Genomic DNA, 15463 nt, shown 5'->3' on the forward strand with positions numbered 1-15463 from the left:
AATGCGAGTTCCGATGGCTCGTTGGAGTGCAGTCAGAGAGTCCGGGCGCTTGTGTTTGGCCATGAGGCCTTTTTAGCAATGGCTTTATGCCAAATCCAGAAGAAGTTTTTTTTATCACACGCTGTGGCATTTTGCCAAAGTTGGAAACAGTTCTGTACTGATAAAGGATGTTGAGATGAGGCAGGTCAAGTCAGGTTTCGTACCCCGTCGGGTCTCCGCAAGCGCTCTCGCTGCCATGCTTGCTTCCGATGGCTGGCTACCTGAGCAGGGCAGTGCCCGCAAGGGACGGGGACGTTCTGCCAAGAAAACATCCGGTACGTCCTCGTCGCGTACCCGAATGGTGACGGACAGGGAAACGGCTGAGGCGCTTCCTGCCGGTCATCCCGTGAGCTGGAATGCGCTGTGGGGTGCGGATCTGGTGCCGGTCTTTCCGGGGCTGCAGCCGATGGGTGGACGTGATGCTGCTGGCATGGAGATCAACTGATGTTCAATATGGTGCAGGACGTGTCTCCGTCGGGTGTATGTGGAATACCTGATGTTGTGGTGAAGCCTACTGCGGAGCGGTACCAGCATTCGGACATCCGCGAAGTCGCAAACACGTTCCGGGTCGTGAATGCGGTGCAGTCCATGTATGACGCGGGCGATATCGGGGATGATGAACTGGCAGCAGCTGACAGGTGGTATCGCGAGTATGTTTTTGCGTCGCTCGGTGTTGTGGAAAATCCGCCATCTGATGGCCGTATCCGTGAGCGCGGAGACATTCATACCTGGATGATGGGGCGGGGGCAGTGTTCTGCACGGATTACGCAGATTCGGGACATGCTTGGACTGTGTGCGCATGTTCGTCTCGAAATGCTTCTGGCGCGTGAAATGTCCTTCTCGGCAATGGCTCGCCACCTTTATCCAGCTTTGTCGGAAGGGCGTGCACGGATGAAGGTTTCAGCTCAGTGCGCCCTGCTTCTGGAGCAGCTCGCGCATGTGTATGAAACGATGTCCAGAAACAAGAACAGGAAAAAATCTCGTTAACGATAAATTATCACTTGCTATTCGAATGCGGTTTTATTATAAGAAATACACACTGAAGAATTACATCATAAAAATACAAAGCTGCTCTTCCGCAAGGAGAGCGGCTTTTATTTTGGAAGTTTCCTGAATTATGGGAAAATGTGAAATTTCTTCTGGAAGCGTAGTTTTGTCTGGCCGACAGACATTTATTGTTATTCAGAAAAATTCCGGTTCATTTGTGGGTTGTCCTCTTGTTTATGAAGGAGAGCCGGTGCACAGGGCTGATGTTGTTCTGCAGTGGCATGATCTGGTGGATGCGGGGCTTTCCCGGCTGGATGTCAGGTGTCGGTCCATTCCCTGTCAGCGATCGGTTCTGTCGGCTCGGGTGATCGGTCGTGTTGCACCGGAAATCGTGTCTCGTCTGGCCGTAGGGGCGGAACGGGAACAGACCCAGCGGAACGGAGAAATCCCGACACGTAAGGATGTCAACAGCAGGAAGCGTTTCCGGCAGGCCCCGGTCCGGGCGGTCTGGCTGGACGGTGGCATGATGATGAGCCGCAGGGAGGCTTCGCTGAGAGCCGGGTGAGGGTTGGTTCTCGGGTCGATCCGGGAGAAAAGGTTGAAGCAGATGGATGAAGACGTATCTGGTAAATGTTCTTTGCGACGGGAACGGTCATGGGAACGGAAAAAGAGATTTCTCGAACATCTGTCTGTCAGTGGAAATATTTCGGAAGCCGGGCGTGTCGCCGAGGTCCGGCGCAGTACGTTATATCTCTGGAAAGATACGGATAAGGAATTTTCTGCGCGTTGGGAGGAGGCTCTCGAAGAGGCTGTGGATGCCCTGGAAGCGGAAGCGCGTCGACGCGCCGTGGAAGGATATGACGAGCCTATCACCTATGCGGGGCGAGTTGTCTGCGATCCGGATACGGGTAATCCGATTGTTCGCAAACGGTATAGCGACGGACTGATGGCGTTTCTGCTTCGGGCACATCGTCCGTCCCGTTTCAGGGCGGGTATGGAATCCGAGGGGCGTTCGGGGACGATCTCGATCAGCATCAGCAGTGATGACAACGCCCTTTAGGCTCAATGATTCGCAGCGTGAGGCGGTGCGGCTGCTGGGTGGGCCGGCGCGGCATATTCTTCTGAGGGGCGGGTCGCGGTCGGGGAAGACCTTTGTTCTGGTTCGGGCCGTTGTGATCAGGGCGCTGAAGGCACCGGACAGTCGGCATGGCATTTTTCGCCATCGGCTGACGGCGCTGAAGGCGTCGGTTTTGCGGGACACGTTTCCGAAGGTCATGCGGATGTGTTTTCCGCAGGTCGGGTGGAAGCTGGACCGGCAGGACTGTGTCGTGACGTTCCCGAATGGATCGACGATCTTTTTTGGGGGGCTGGATGACGAGCAGCGGACCGAGAAGATCCTCGGTCTGGAATTCGCGACGGTTTATCTGAACGAGGCCAGCCAGATCAGTTATGGCGCGCGGAATATGCTTCTGACGCGTCTGGCGCAGAAAACCGGCCTTGCGGTGAAGGAATATATCGATGCCAATCCGCCGAGTATGGGACACTGGCTTTATGCGCTTTTCGAAAGCGGGATCGAGCCGAAGTCGGGGGAACCGTTAGCGGACAAATCGCTGTATGCGACGATGATCCTCAATCCGCAGGCTAACCGGGATAATCTGAGCGAGGATTATCTCGCCAGCCTTGAAGCGCTCCCTGAGCGGGAAAAGCGGCGGTTTCTTTATGGTGAATATCAATCGGTTGTTGAAGGCGCGCTGTGGCGGCTGGAAATGTTCCGGCGTGAGGTGGCGATTACGGCGCAGAGCCGGGCGGATGTGGCGGCCCGTATGCGGCGTATTCTGGTGTCTGTTGATCCTTCGGGGGCTGCGGGACCGGAAGATTACAGATCCGATGAAATCGGGATTGTGGTCTGCGGCATTGATGCGGCTGGTGTGGGGCATGTTCTGGAAGATCTGTCTGCCAGGGATAGTCCGGCGGGCTGGGCTGCCAGGGCCCTGCGGGCATTTGATGAATGGGGTGCTGAACGCATTGTTGCGGAGCGGAACTTCGGCGGGGCTCTGGTAGAGGGCACGATCCGGAGTGTGCGGGCGCATGCCTCGGTCAAGCTGGTGACGGCGGCGCGGGGCAAGGCGGCGCGCGCAGAGCCGGTTGCAGCGCTCTATGAGGTTGGCAGGGTTGTTCATCATGGCCGGTTTACGGCTCTGGAGGATCAGCTCTGTCATTTCTCGGTCAGCGGATATCGCGGGCCACGGTCTCCGGATCGGGCGGATGCGATGGTCTGGGGGCTGAGTGAACTGATGCTTGCCGGAAGCGGCGGCATGACGGGCTGGGGTCCGTCTGGATTTTCGCTGGCGCGCTGAACTGACCCTCCGGGTCGGGATCGCGGCCTGAAACAATGGAGAACACATGGACTGGTTGTCCCTGCAACAGCGTTACGCTGTTCCCGCAGGTGCGTCCGCGCGGACGGCGCGGCTGCTGGCGCTCAAGCGTGTTCTGGACGGGACGCAGTATGATGCGCTGCCGCATCCGTTCTCGATGGAGAAGTCGGGGGCGGGGGAATATATCCCGCTGTCGAGCCGGCGTCCTTCGGTGCGGACGAATCTGTGCCGCACAGTAGTTGATGAGTCGGTTTCGCTGCTGTTTGGGGATACGCACTGGCCGGGTCTGGTGACGGATGATGCGCGGGTGACGGAAGCCTTGAGCACGTTTGCTTCGCAGACCAGGCTGGCGTCGCTGCTGATGGAGGCGGCGCGGCTGGGGTCGGTGGGGTCGGTTGCGATCCTGTTCGAAGTCTCGGCCGGGGTTCCGAAGCTGTCTGTTCTGGAAACGGCGTATCTGACGCCGTTCTGGGATGATGCGACGGGGGAACTGCTTCGGGTTGAGGAGCGGTTTCTGGTCCGGGGGCGGGATCTGGCGGCGCAGGGTTATCCGATAGCGGATGAGCTTCTGGGGGCGCAGTTCTGGTGGCAGCGGGTCTGGACGCCGCTGGATTGTGCAGTGTCCGTGCCCTGGCTGGTGGGAATGGATGGCGGGGTTCGGGATGAGAGTCGGTCCGTGCGGCATGGGCTGGGGTTCGTTCCGATCGTCTGGACGCGCAATCTGGGCGGCCCTTGCGGGCGTGATCCGGAAGGTGAGTGCACGTTCGAGCGGGCCATCGATACGGTGATCGAGGCGGATTATTTGCTGTCACAGGCAGGTCGGGGGCTGAAATATGGCTCAGATCCGACACTGGTGCTGAAGACGGGTGGGTTTTCCGACGGTGTGGCGCATCAGGGTGGTGCGGCTTCGGCGCTGACGCTACCGCCTGAGGGTGATGCCAAGCTGCTGGAAATCAACGGGAATGCGGCGGGGGCGGTGCTCGATCATTATCGGGAGCTGCGTCTGGTGGTGCTTGAGCAGTTGCATGGCAACCGGGCGCATGGCGACCGGGTTGGTGGTGCGCAGTCGGGCAAGGCCATGGAGATGATGTGTCAGCCGCTGATCTGGCTGGTGGATCGTCTGCGGCATTCCTACGGCGAGGGAGCACTGCTCTCGATCTACCGGATGGCGTGCCGGTTTTCCTGTGTTCTGGAAAACGGGCTGCGGATCGGGGGAACGCTGGTCAAGGACCTGCCGTATTGCCGCATGAGTTTGCGGTGGCCGGCATGGTTTCCCTCTACCGATCCGGAGCTGCTGTCATTGACGCAGGGTCTGGTGACGGCGGTCTCCAATGGAATTCTGAGCCGCGAAACGGCGGTTCGGATGTTTGCGATGGCATCGGGAAATTCTGATCCGAATACGGAATGGAAAATGCTGGAGCAATGGTGTGCTTCTGAACAAGCATGAGTGTTGACGGGGGAATGATGTCCGGAACTGATGACACCATTGAGGATGTGGAGGCTCTGCGTCGGGCGCTGAATGAAGCGCGGAGCGAGGTTGAGGCGGTCCGTCAGGAAATGACGGATGTTGTGACGCGGCAGGAGACGCTTCAGCGCAGTCATGAGGAAGCGCTGGCCCGCGTGCGGGAGGACAGTGACCGGGAAGTCATTGTGGCGGCGCTTCGGGCGGAGGCGATCCGCAATGGTGCGCATAATCCTGATGATGTCGTGCGGCTGATTGATCTGGAAGGGATCAACCGGGGCGAGGATGGTTCCGTGGTCGGTGTGGCCGAGGCTTTGCAGCAGGCGCGTCAGGAGCGGGCCTATCTGTTCGGCGAGGTGCTGCGGCCCGGATATTCGAGCGGGACCACGGTCGGGCAGGCAGCGCCTCGCCCGGGCGGGATCGAACCGTTCAATGCGCGCGCCGTCAGCGAGGCGGATTATGAAGCGCGCAAATGGCAGTTTCTGGCCCAGGGCTGAGGCCCGGGACGATATTTGACCGGGCCTGATGGCAGGCCGGGTTCAGAAAACACATTTACGGAAAAAATACATGAGCATTGATAATTTTCCTGTTCAGCTTCAGGCCGCCATTCAGCAGGGTTTTCTAGCCCGCGAATTCGAGAATGGTCTGAAATCCCGGCTGGGTTTTCGCCAGGTTGCCGATCGTGAAGTGTTCCCGAACGCCATCGGTGAGACGCTGACGAAAACCCGTAAGAGCCTCAAGGCTCCGGTGACGACGCCGCTGAACCCGACGGGCAATACGAATTTCGATAATGGTCTGAGCCCGTCCGGCTGGTCGATCGAGCAGTATACGCTCTCCATCAACCAGTATGGCGATACGATCGACCTGAACATGGTGACCAGTGGCGTGGGGATTGCGTCGCAGTTCCTGGCCAATGCCAACACCAATGGCGTGCAGGCGATGCAGTCTCTGGACCGTCTGGCACGCAATACGCTGTTTGGCGGTGCACAGAATGGTGTGGGTGGCTATCTGGGTGGCAATACGCGTGTGACGGCGACGCTGGGAAGTGCTGATAATACCATTGCTGTCGATGATATCCGTGGTTTTCAGTCCGTGATCGTGAATGGTCAGGTGACGCCGATCAGCGCGACCAATGGCATGACCGTGACGGTGGGCGGGGATGTTTACACACTTGTCAGCGTGACGGCGGATGCGACGAATGTCTCCATGGCGCCGGGCGGTGTTTCGGGTCGGATGACCTTCTCCGCGTCCGTGTCGGTTGCCGATGGGACGGAAGGTCAGGCGGTTGTGGCGTCCACGGCGCCGCTGGTGATCCGCCCGAACGGGCGTCTGACCACGGCGGCACTGCAGACGGCAAGCTCGAGTGGTCTGGCGGATACGCTGGGCATCCAGCAGGTTCTGGCCGGTGTGGCGACGCTTCGGCGTAACAACGTGCCGATGATCAATGGTGCGTATCACTGTTACCTGGATGATCTGCAGCTTCTCTCGCTGTTCCGTGATCCGGATTTCAAGCATCTGTACCGTGGCGCATATGGTTCGGAAGAGTATCGTTCCGGTCAGGTGATCGAGCTTCTGGGTGTGCGGTTTATCCCGACGACGGAAGCGCCGCAGCAGGCGTCTCTGGGTTCCGGTTCCATTCATCGTGCCCTTCTGCTGGGTCAGGGTGCGCTGATTGAGGGTGACTGCGCGCTCACGGGTCATTCCGATATTCCGGATTCCGAGCGCGCGCTGATCGAGATGGTGGACAGCGTGGCAATGGTGACGCGTGAGCCGCTGGATCGTCTGCGCCAGATCATTGCGCAGTCCTGGTACTGGATTGGCGGTTTTGCGCTGCCGACGGACGTAACGGCGGACATGACGGTCATTCCGACGGCCACGAACAGCTATCTCAAGCGTGGTGTCGTGATCGAGAGCCTTGGTACGGATGCGCTTGGTCTGACGTTCTGAGGTTTTTCCGGCCCCTGTCTGTAAGGCGGGGGCCTCTCTTGCGGGGAGAATGACATGTCCGGAACGGTTGGTTTATCGACGGATATTCTCTCGGAAGGAGAGAAAATGGATATCCGTCGGTTCTGTGGTTATCCCGCGATCGGGTCGAGGGAGGGTAATCAGGAATCCTGGCGTTTCTTTCAGGTGGAAGGAGCGCTGGAATGGCGGATGAACTATCTGTCCGGGGCGGAACTTCAGCAGATCCGGCTTTATCTGTCGCAGCTTTATCCGCTGGAAAATGCGATTACGGCGTCGTCGGACAATCTGGATACGGCGCGGGCGGCGGCCTGGTATCACAATGGCCGGGAAGTGCAGGACCGGGTGATGCTGTTCACGCTGTGGCGGCGGCGTCTGTGTGCGTTTCTGGGGGTGACGGGTGGTCTGGAGTTGCAGGACGGCCGGGCGATCGTGGTTTGAGGAGAGCGATGTGCAGCAGGCGATGATCGCGGCCAGGCTCTCCAAAGGATATGCGAGGGCTGCGGCCGTGCTTGGGGCCTCGGCGGAGCAGTATCGTCCTTCGGGCGGTCTGTTGCCGATGGAGACCCTTCATGCACAACCCATGCTGGCTTTTGACGTCGATGCCGGGTTTTCGTTTGCGAGGCCGATCGGGTGGGGCATTCCGACGGAATATGTCCTGACGGATCGGCGGGATGATACGCAGGTTGCCGATATTCTTGTGGCGAGCGGGCGGACGTATTTTGTGGCGTCCGTGGAGCCGTTGCGGCCTCCCCTGTGTGTGGTGTGCAGCCGGACGGTGTCGGTCAGCGGTGTTACGGGAACGGTGCAGACGCTGGTTTCGGACTGTCCGGCGGCTATCATCATGCGGGCGAAGGGAGAGTCTTCGGGCAGTGGCGTTCCGGGAGCGACGCGGCCGGGTCAGTCCGTGATGTATCTTCCGCTTCTGCCAGGGGTGGTGCTGACGCCTTACATGACGGTCACGACTGATCTGGGCACGACTTATACAGTCAATGCGGTGGAAATGTCCGGGTTCGGGATCCGGTGTACCATGTCGCTTCAGCAGGTCTGAGGGAGGGCAAAAATGACAGATGCCTCCAAAGTCGGATTGGCGCTGGCTTATAACTGTGCGCAGGTCCTGTATCCGGACGGGCTTTCGGGAGCTTCAGTGACGGGGCGTCAGGTGGTGCTGCGGCGGGGGTGGCTGTTGCCGAGCGATCTTTTTGCGGCGCAGAACATTCGCAACAACATCGATTTCGTGACTGTTACCATGGCGCCGCGGAAAATGCCTGAATGGGCTGAACCTCTGGGGCGGCCCTGGCGGGTGCAGCAGAAGGTGGAGCCTACGGTTGGGGTTGTGGTTACGGACGGGACGGTTGAGATCGTCTTTTCCGGGACATCCACGCCTGCGGGTGTGGTGGCGGTCTGGCTGGATGACATGCCGCATGGGGGAGCGCCTTCCGCGGCTTATGCGGTGACGGCGCAGGATACGCCAGCGACGGTTGCGGCGGCTCTGGCGGCGGCGTTGACGGATGGTGTGGCGAGCGGGGCGACGGTCAGTGTGCCGGGACGGGTTCTGAACGGTCATGCCGGTGGGTATGGGCAGTCGGTCCGGGTGACGCGGCGGCAGGCGCAGCTGTATCGGGTTTCGATCTGGACGGCTGATGCAACGGCGCGGGAGACACTGGCGTCCGTACTGGATGCGGCCCTGGCGGAGCAGAGCTGGATCAGCACTCTGGACGGGCGGGAGGCTCAGCTCCGGTTCCAGAGCGTGGAAGACGTCGACACGATGCAGAACGAAGCGTTGTACCGGCGGGATTATTTCTATGAGCTGGTTTTCGATACCCTTCAGGTGCAGTGGGCCTCCGAAATGCTGTGTGGCATTGGAAACCTGTCCGGCCAAGAGGGGCTTCCGGCGTCTTTCGGTATTCTGGCACCGGGTACGGCAAACCAGACAGTGACGGCGGCTCTGGAGGCCATGCAGGCTGCGGTTGCGGCGCAGGCGGCGGCTTCGTCCTATCCGGGGCTGGGTGTTGACCGGTTCGGGACGGTGATTGCCGCCTGACGGACAGGCTGAGTCAAAGGGCTGAAATTTCATCAGGAAAGCGGGTGGCTTCTGTCGGAAGCGCCCGCTTTCTGCATTTTGGAGAGCGATCCGGGGATGTCTCTGGTCTATCAGGCGGGAACGCTGAATACCACGGCACTGACCGTGCCAAATCTTTATGTGCAGATTGCCCAGCCGCAGACGCTGGCCCTGGCGGGCGCGTCCTCTTCGCAGCTGGGTGTCGTTGGGACTGCCGGCTGGGGGCCGGTGGGGATGCCGCTGCCGATTGGGGGCATGAGCGATTATGTCGCGGCGTTCGGCGCCAAGCAGAACAGGACGACGGATGCGGGTCTGGCGGTCAATATCGCCGTGATGCAGGAAGCGTCGTCCTTTGTGGTCGTCCGTGTGACGGACGGGACGGATGTGGCGGCATCTGGCACGATCGATGGCGTGGAAATCCAGGCTGTCCATACAGGCAGCGTGGGTAATGGCATCGTAGCGGCCGTGACGGCGACAGGTTCCGGATATGGGCTTGCAGTCACGCATGCGGATCTGGGGGCGGCGACCTATGCGGGGGCGGACTGGTCTGCCATTGCGGCGGCTGTGGCGCAGGATCTGAATGCGCTGGTGAAGGTTGCGCTTCCGGAGACGGTTCCGGCTGTGGCCGCAGCGAACGTTACGCTTTCGGGCGGTACGGATGGTGGTGTACCGACGACGGCTCAATTCATAGGGCAGGACAGCACGGTGCGGACCGGCATGTATGCGCTGCGCGGGCAGGGCTGTGCGGTGGCGCTGCTGCATGGTGTGACGGACAGCACGTCCTATACGGCTCAGGCGGCTTTCGGGACGTCCGAAGGGATCTACATGGTCGCGGCGGGGCCAACGTCCGATACGGTGACGAATGCCATTTCGGTCAAGGCAGCGTGTGGTCTGGATGCGTCCTCGGTCAAGCTGATGTTTGGTGACTGGCTGTGGTGGAATGATGACACCAACGGCATGATGCTGGTCAGTCCGCAGGCGTTTGCAGGTGGCAAGCTGGTGGCGCTTTCGCCGGAACAGTCCAGTCTCAACAAGGCGCTGTCGGGAGTAGTTGGCAGCCAGAAAGCTGGTCTGACGGGGAGCAGTGCGACCTATTCCGCGGCTGAGCTGTCTGCCCTGTTTACGGCCGGGATTGATGTGATCTGCAATCCGGCGCCGGGTGGAACGTACTGGGCTGTGCGTTGCGGTCACAACTCGTCCAGCAAGAGCACCATGAATGGTGATAACTACACGCGCCTGACGAATTACATTGCGGCTTCGCTTGCTGGCGGCATGGGCAGTTATGTGGGTGAAGTGATCAACGATACGCTGTTCAGCGATATTCGTTCGACGCTTCTGGGTTTTCTGTCGTCGCTGCTGTCGCAGGGTATTCTGGGCGTTCAGAATGGTGAACTGCCTTACAGCGTGGTCTGTGATTCGAGCAACAATCCGCAGTCCCGCACGGCGCTGGGCTATGTGCAGGCGGATGTGGCGGTTCGCTACCAGGGCATCAACGAGAAATTCATCGTCAATCTGCAGGGTGGTGCGTCTGTTACCGTGTCCTCTGCATCGGGGAGTATCGGCTAAATGGCAAATCCATACAGCATTGGCCGGGATTGCCGGATTACCGTTTTGTGGAATGGTCAGCGGGTTGACCTGAGGGATGTCACGTCTTTCAGTGCCGCCCAGGAAACGCAGGCTCTGCGTGCCAACCCGCTGAACGGCGTGCCGCTGGAGTTCAATGTTCCGAATGGTTGGCGGGGAGCGTTCCAGATTGCCCGGGCCAACGCGGCGCTGGACAATCTGGTGGCGGCTGTCGAGGCCGCTTACTGGAATGCCGGGACGGTCGGGAGCGGGACGATCTATCAGTACGTGACCGAACCGGATGGTACGACCAGCACTTGGGAATTCAGCAATGTTTCTATGCAGCTGAAGAGTGATCCCTGGCAGGCGGATCACATGATCCATCAAACGGTTCAGTTCTTTGCTTCTACGAGGACGAAAATTTCGTGAGTGATTTTCCGCAGGAAGTTGTTCTGTCCGACAAGCGCCGTCTGACGCTGCGCGAGATTGATCCGGCGGATATGCTGGATCTGATCGAGGCGGCTGGCAGTGCGATCAATGGCGCTTCGGCATCTGCATGGCTTGGCTATGCGGAAATGATCTGTTCGGTGACGGCCATTGACGGTGTGCCGGTTCAGATGCCGCAGACGAAGGATGAAATCCGCGATCTGGCGCGTCGCGTCGGGAAGGCCGGGATTGCTGCGCTGACGCCGCTTTTCGAGCGTGATGCGGATGAGGATCTGCGGGACGTCGCAAAAAACTGAGCCGGCACTCCGGGTTCCAGGAGATGCTTTATCTGCTGGATCACGGGGTGCCGTGGGATGTTTTGCGAGGATGGTCGAGAGCGCGGCGTCTGGCGGCCTGTGTCATTACCGCAGAGCGGGACGGGCACAGTTTTGACTGGGACATGATGTCCTATCGGGGAGAGGTATGATGCGGGAGGCTATCTGGCGGAATATTCTCTCGATCAGGGCGTTTCATGTCAGATCTTCCAGAGGGATGGCACGAAGGTCGATTCTGGTTTCGGCTGTGCCCCGTTTGAAAAGACGGGTCGGGGTTGTTGCGTTTCGTGGGCGAAGCCATTCTGTTTTGGAAGTTGGGAACAGGTTTTCCGGAACACGTAGAGGCTCTGATGCGCCGGACAAAGTTTTTGTCCGAAAGGCGGAAAGCATTGTTCATGCACCGTTATTTTCCGGATATACGAAGTTCCGGTCAGGGATGATGGTGAGGTCGGTTCAGTCTTCATCAAGGCCTGTTTCGAGCGTGATGAAGATGAAGAGCAGAGCTGCCATCGTTCCGGATATTGTAGTTGCTCGGAAGCAGATTTCGCGACCGGTTGAAAAGCCGGTGCGGAGTGCAGGAACGTGGACGCGGGTTGCTCCTGTGATTGCGCGAGGTACGGCAGCCGTCAGGCGTCCGGTACCGATTGCTGCCGTAGCGATGAAGCGGCGTCACCATAACGCTGCGGCAGAATTCCCTGCTCTCCGCAAAGTGGTCAGGACAGGTGTGAGGGGCGGAGGCAGGGCTGCCGCCAGGAGCAATATCGGCAACGGGGTGAGTTACGTACCGGTGGTTCGTAGAACTGTGGCCAGCGGGCAGTTTCATGAGAGCGGTGGTCAGAAGAATGCGCGGCATCAGCCTGTTCTTGGCTCCGAACGTCATCACGAGCCAGAGGCCCTAGATACTCATCTGGATCATGGGGCGGGACATGTTGATTTTCTCCTAGGAAATCGACGTTCCCGTCTGACTGCGCGCCGCTCTGGCAGTGGTGTCGATGAAATCATGCAACCTCAGTATCCGGGCCGAAGTATCGGATTTTTCTGACAGAGGAGATGTTCCCTGATGGGTATTGGCCTTTCTGACATAGAAAATGCCATTGGCGCTGTAGGGCGGCTGGAATCATCATCACCCGTCATACTGGGAAATCTGGTTCTGACAGGAATTGAGGTTCCTGACACATTGCAGGTCGGCGGGCGTCAGATGCTTGTCGTACACCGTTTGCCGGGAGGTGGGCGGGTTGTTGATGCGCTGGGGAATGATCCGGGCCGTCTGGAGCTGAAAGGCCGGTTTCTTGGTCCGGATGCACAGATGCGGGCGCAGGCGGTCGAGCGTATGCGGATGGCGGGGCAGCAGGTTGCCTTTTCGGCGGCCGGTCTGTCCGTGCAGGTCTGGATCGCCCAGTTCACTTATGTCTACCAGGCAAAAGGGGCTGTCTGTTCCTATACGCTGATCCTTGAAAGACCGCAGGAAACAGCATCCACACAGATTTCGAGCACTCTGTCCGGAGTGCTTGGGGATGATGTGGGGAGTGCTCTGGACAGTTTTTCGGGGGTGGTTTCGGACGTTTCCGAAGGTGTGTTTACGGCTGCTGGACAGGTGTCTTCGGTTGTGGGGCAGATCATGCCGCTGGCCAGTCTGGTGGGAGCTGGTGGATTTGCTGCGAAGGTGACGGATGCTCTGGGGACGGTCAACGGTGTGGCGCAGAGTGGCATGAATCTCGCCACGGTTCCGTCCGCACTGGCGTCTGTTGCGGGTGGGCTGGAAAGTGCGGGAAGCGGTTTGCAGTCTGTGATTACTGGGGCAGGACAGAACGTCGAAGCCATCCAGCCGGTCAATAGTGTTTCGCTGAATGCTCTGGGTCAGAACGCAGCACTTCTGAGTGCTGCGACGGATGCAGGAAGTCTGGTTAATCGAGCTGCGGCGAATGTGGCCGTGGCGCAGGGACAGGAAACGTCTGTGCCGTCCGTTTTCGCATGAGGAAATGATGCAGGATATTATTGTCAGTGCTGCGGATATTTCCCTGTTTCATGTGGCTGCGCGTGAACTGGGGGATGCGTCCCAGTGGTGGAGAATTGCGCAGGTCAACGGGATGACGGATCCGGATCTGGGGAAAATCCCGGAAACTGTCGTGCTGAAGCTTCCAACGGTTGAACGTGATCTGGTGTCCGGTCTGCCGGATGGAGCCGGGTCATGAATGTCAGAAATCTGGAAGCCCGGGTCCTTTTTGACGGCCAAGTTGATCCGGTTCTGGCGCTTGTGCAGTTTGAAATCGATGCCAGCCGGTATGAAGCCTGTGATGTTGCCTCGCTGCGTTTTGCAGTTCGGAATCAGGATCAGGGAAACCTGTGGTTTGAGGTAGAGCAGCCGGCGCGGAAATGGGTGACGCTTCAGATGCGGAATACCCAGAGCGCCAATTCATCCTGGACCACGCTGTTCGAGGGGCGGCTGGATCATATCGAATATGCGGCTGAGCATGCCTGTCTGGAAATGGAATGCCGGGATGCGCTGGCGGCTCTGATGGATCTGCGGGTTCAGGATGCCTGGCTTAACCATACCCAGCAGGAGCTTCTGGAAATTATGGCGCAGGCTGCAGGACTGGATGCGACGATTTCGCTGCCTGCAGATCAGGCCACGCTTATGGCTGGTCAGTTCTGGCAGATCGAGCATAAACGCGGTGCTCTCATGGGGCAGCATCGGTTCCAGACGGCGGCTGATCTGGCTTTTACGATTGCACGGGATGCGTTCTGTGATCTTTACGCAGAAGGAACGTCCCTTGTCTGTCAGCCGCTGGGCTCTGCTTCCGATGCGGGCGCGCAGGTCACGGATATGCGTCATGCCGTTCTTGAGACGAATGTTGCGCGGGACCTTCAGCTTTTATCCGGTGTCGTTGTGCATATGGCGTCGTGGGATTCACGACAGAGAAGCACGACGCAGGTCTATTACGATGGTGTTTCATTTTCTCAGGATGCACCGGCGGGAAGTGCCAGCATCCATACGTTCCGTGTTCCTGGACGCAGGCTGGATGAGTTGCAGCGGCTGGCTCGTGGCAAACATGCGCGGATTGCTGCTCATGCCTTGTCCGTGCGGATCAGGATTCCGGGCGTCATTGGTATTGCGCCACGGAATTTCATGACCGTCGTGACTGGCAGTCAAGAAAAGACCTTGGGAATTGATCAGGTTATTTCCCGTTTTTCTGTGGAAAAGGGATTTGTGCAGCAGGTTGTCCTGCGGGATCGCGGAGGGAAAGCATGACTGATGCCCGGTTTGATGCCGCTGTGCTGCAGGGCCGGACGGCGCATACGATGTTCGGGATTGTCTCGGCCGTTGATCCTGTCAATCATGCCGTAAAAGTCCGGATTCAGCCTGAAAATGTGGAGACTGGCTGGATACCGGATGCGGGTGGCGTTCATGCGGGGGATCTGCGGATTGCATGTCCGTCTTCGCCCGGAACGCATGTTGTCCTGCAGCCGGTTGAAGGGGATGGCGAACATCTGGTCGTGACGGGATGTGTGTTTGATACCGTCGTGATGGCGCCTGTTTCTCCGTTCACCGGTTCTGCTGCCCAGCCTGGTGAACTGCTGGTGAGGGGCGGGTGTGGACGCCCGCCGGTTTCATCCTCCGGAGCGTCGGGAGCTGCCTCTTCCGAGGCTGGCTGGCTGCATATCGGGCCAAGTGGTGTTGCTGCGGGGGCAGGTAATGCACGGCTGGTTCTCAGGGACGGAGAGATCAGTTTTTCCGTGGGAGGCACAGCTATGACACTGAGTTCCGCCGGGCTGAAGGTTTCGGGTGGGGATGTGCGGACGGACCAGCATTCCCTTAACGGGCATGTCCATGTTGCAGGCAGCCAGAATACGGGAGGGCCGATTGGATGATCGCTCTTTCACATGTTTTTGGAAATGATCTGGTTCTGAACTCTGGCCGAGTTGGGACGGTTTCCGGGACGGAACTGACGCGGCAGAGTCTGCTGAGACGTTTGCTGACCGTGCCGGGGGATTATATCTGGCAGCTTGATTATGGTGTGGGGCTGCCGCTCATGGTTGGTCAGGTTATTGCGCCGGAAGCCATGGAATCTGTCATCCAGGCGCAGGTGCAGGCGGATGCCGGCGTGGATTCATCGCAGGCGGTGACTGTAACTGTAACGGACGAAGGGAGCGGCGTTTGCAGATGCAACGTCTCTTATGTCGATGCCGGATCCGGTCAGCAGCAGAGCCTGTCTTTTTCCTACTGAAATGATGAGAGCGGCACGTTACTGAA

19 protein-coding genes are annotated in these 15463 nt (G+C 59.1%); all 19 read left to right on the plus strand.

Annotated features, from left to right (window positions below; translation table 11 throughout):
• Positions 1-175 precede the first annotated feature (175 nt).
• The 19 genes from HKD24_RS08160 (at position 176) to HKD24_RS08250 (ending at position 15437) form a co-directional block, all read left to right on the plus strand.
• Positions 176-484 (plus strand): transcriptional regulator, encoded by a 309-nt coding sequence (locus tag HKD24_RS08160; RefSeq protein WP_194259848.1) that lies wholly within the window; start codon positions 176-178, stop codon positions 482-484.
• An 8-nt stretch (positions 485-492) separates the two neighbouring features.
• Complete coding sequence (locus HKD24_RS08165; protein ID WP_407646362.1) at positions 493-1026, plus strand: hypothetical protein; 534 nt, start codon at positions 493-495, stop codon at positions 1024-1026.
• Between the two features lie 250 nt (positions 1027-1276).
• Positions 1277-1591, plus strand: a complete 315-nt coding sequence (locus HKD24_RS08170) for a hypothetical protein (RefSeq protein ID WP_228124261.1) — start codon at positions 1277-1279, stop codon at positions 1589-1591.
• A gap of 246 nt (positions 1592-1837) precedes the next feature.
• On the plus strand, positions 1838-2086 hold the full coding sequence (locus HKD24_RS15290) for a hypothetical protein (protein WP_228124262.1): 249 nt from the start codon (positions 1838-1840) through the stop codon (positions 2084-2086).
• Positions 2070-3383: a phage terminase large subunit gene (locus HKD24_RS08180; protein ID WP_194259851.1), complete on the plus strand. Its 1314-nt coding sequence runs from the start codon at positions 2070-2072 to the stop codon at positions 3381-3383. The genes HKD24_RS15290 and HKD24_RS08180 overlap by 17 nt, the downstream gene beginning before the upstream one ends.
• Positions 3384-3429: 46 nt before the next feature.
• Positions 3430-4848, plus strand: coding sequence for a phage portal protein (locus HKD24_RS08185; RefSeq protein ID WP_194259852.1), 1419 nt, complete (start codon positions 3430-3432; stop codon positions 4846-4848).
• The gene (locus HKD24_RS08190; RefSeq protein ID WP_228124263.1) at positions 4845-5360 is read left to right on the plus strand and encodes a phage scaffolding protein; all 516 of its coding nucleotides are present in this window, start codon (positions 4845-4847) and stop codon (positions 5358-5360) included. Before HKD24_RS08185 ends, HKD24_RS08190 begins: the two co-directional genes overlap by 4 nt.
• Positions 5361-5430: 70 nt before the next feature.
• Positions 5431-6810 carry a DUF4043 domain-containing protein gene (locus HKD24_RS08195; protein WP_194259853.1) on the plus strand — a complete coding sequence of 460 codons (1380 nt, stop codon included), beginning with the start codon at positions 5431-5433 and terminating at the stop codon, positions 6808-6810.
• 54 nt (positions 6811-6864) lie between these two features.
• Positions 6865-7266 (plus strand): hypothetical protein, encoded by a 402-nt coding sequence (locus tag HKD24_RS08200; RefSeq protein WP_194259854.1) that lies wholly within the window; start codon positions 6865-6867, stop codon positions 7264-7266.
• Positions 7267-7276: 10 nt separating this feature from the next.
• Positions 7277-7876 carry a hypothetical protein gene (locus HKD24_RS08205; RefSeq protein ID WP_194259855.1) on the plus strand — a complete coding sequence of 200 codons (600 nt, stop codon included), beginning with the start codon at positions 7277-7279 and terminating at the stop codon, positions 7874-7876.
• A gap of 12 nt (positions 7877-7888) precedes the next feature.
• Complete coding sequence (locus HKD24_RS08210) at positions 7889-8869, plus strand: hypothetical protein (RefSeq protein WP_194259856.1); 981 nt, start codon at positions 7889-7891, stop codon at positions 8867-8869.
• A 96-nt stretch (positions 8870-8965) separates the two neighbouring features.
• Positions 8966-10453, plus strand: a complete 1488-nt coding sequence (locus tag HKD24_RS08215; protein WP_194259857.1) for a phage tail protein — start codon at positions 8966-8968, stop codon at positions 10451-10453.
• Positions 10454-10879, plus strand: coding sequence for a hypothetical protein (locus tag HKD24_RS08220; protein ID WP_011252772.1), 426 nt, complete (start codon positions 10454-10456; stop codon positions 10877-10879).
• Positions 10876-11193: a hypothetical protein gene (locus HKD24_RS08225; RefSeq protein WP_194259858.1), complete on the plus strand. Its 318-nt coding sequence runs from the start codon at positions 10876-10878 to the stop codon at positions 11191-11193. The genes HKD24_RS08220 and HKD24_RS08225 overlap by 4 nt, the downstream gene beginning before the upstream one ends.
• A 1078-nt stretch (positions 11194-12271) precedes the next feature.
• Entirely contained in the window at positions 12272-13186 is a 915-nt protein-coding gene (locus tag HKD24_RS08230; RefSeq protein WP_194259859.1) for a hypothetical protein, read from the plus strand.
• A 4-nt stretch (positions 13187-13190) separates the two neighbouring features.
• A complete protein-coding gene (locus HKD24_RS08235) occupies positions 13191-13403 on the plus strand; it encodes a hypothetical protein (protein WP_194259860.1) in 213 nt (70 codons plus the stop codon).
• The gene (locus HKD24_RS08240; protein WP_194259861.1) at positions 13400-14461 is read left to right on the plus strand and encodes a hypothetical protein; all 1062 of its coding nucleotides are present in this window, start codon (positions 13400-13402) and stop codon (positions 14459-14461) included. The genes HKD24_RS08235 and HKD24_RS08240 overlap by 4 nt, the downstream gene beginning before the upstream one ends.
• Positions 14458-15081, plus strand: a complete 624-nt coding sequence (locus tag HKD24_RS08245) for a baseplate assembly protein (protein ID WP_194259862.1) — start codon at positions 14458-14460, stop codon at positions 15079-15081. Before HKD24_RS08240 ends, HKD24_RS08245 begins: the two co-directional genes overlap by 4 nt.
• Positions 15078-15437 carry a phage tail protein gene (locus HKD24_RS08250; protein ID WP_194259863.1) on the plus strand — a complete coding sequence of 120 codons (360 nt, stop codon included), beginning with the start codon at positions 15078-15080 and terminating at the stop codon, positions 15435-15437. Before HKD24_RS08245 ends, HKD24_RS08250 begins: the two co-directional genes overlap by 4 nt.
• Positions 15438-15463: the final 26 nt, after the last annotated feature.

Origin of the sequence: Gluconobacter vitians (assembly GCF_015244565.1) — a bacterium.
GTDB lineage: Bacteria > Pseudomonadota > Alphaproteobacteria > Acetobacterales > Acetobacteraceae > Gluconobacter > Gluconobacter vitians.

Coding starts and splice junctions, on each gene's coding strand:
- HKD24_RS08160 (WP_194259848.1), top strand. CDS start 176: ATGAGGCAGGTCAAGTCAGGTTTCGTACCCCGTCGGGTCTCCGCAAGC.
- HKD24_RS08165 (WP_407646362.1), top strand. CDS start 493: ATGGTGCAGGACGTGTCTCCGTCGGGTGTATGTGGAATACCTGATGTT.
- HKD24_RS08180 (WP_194259851.1), top strand. CDS start 2,070: ATGACAACGCCCTTTAGGCTCAATGATTCGCAGCGTGAGGCGGTGCGG.
- HKD24_RS08185 (WP_194259852.1), top strand. CDS start 3,430: ATGGACTGGTTGTCCCTGCAACAGCGTTACGCTGTTCCCGCAGGTGCG.
- HKD24_RS08190 (WP_228124263.1), top strand. CDS start 4,845: ATGAGTGTTGACGGGGGAATGATGTCCGGAACTGATGACACCATTGAG.
- HKD24_RS08195 (WP_194259853.1), top strand. CDS start 5,431: ATGAGCATTGATAATTTTCCTGTTCAGCTTCAGGCCGCCATTCAGCAG.
- HKD24_RS08200 (WP_194259854.1), top strand. CDS start 6,865: ATGTCCGGAACGGTTGGTTTATCGACGGATATTCTCTCGGAAGGAGAG.
- HKD24_RS08210 (WP_194259856.1), top strand. CDS start 7,889: ATGACAGATGCCTCCAAAGTCGGATTGGCGCTGGCTTATAACTGTGCG.
- HKD24_RS08215 (WP_194259857.1), top strand. CDS start 8,966: ATGTCTCTGGTCTATCAGGCGGGAACGCTGAATACCACGGCACTGACC.
- HKD24_RS08220 (WP_011252772.1), top strand. CDS start 10,454: ATGGCAAATCCATACAGCATTGGCCGGGATTGCCGGATTACCGTTTTG.
- HKD24_RS08230 (WP_194259859.1), top strand. CDS start 12,272: ATGGGTATTGGCCTTTCTGACATAGAAAATGCCATTGGCGCTGTAGGG.
- HKD24_RS08235 (WP_194259860.1), top strand. CDS start 13,191: ATGATGCAGGATATTATTGTCAGTGCTGCGGATATTTCCCTGTTTCAT.
- HKD24_RS08240 (WP_194259861.1), top strand. CDS start 13,400: ATGAATGTCAGAAATCTGGAAGCCCGGGTCCTTTTTGACGGCCAAGTT.
- HKD24_RS08245 (WP_194259862.1), top strand. CDS start 14,458: ATGACTGATGCCCGGTTTGATGCCGCTGTGCTGCAGGGCCGGACGGCG.
- HKD24_RS08250 (WP_194259863.1), top strand. CDS start 15,078: ATGATCGCTCTTTCACATGTTTTTGGAAATGATCTGGTTCTGAACTCT.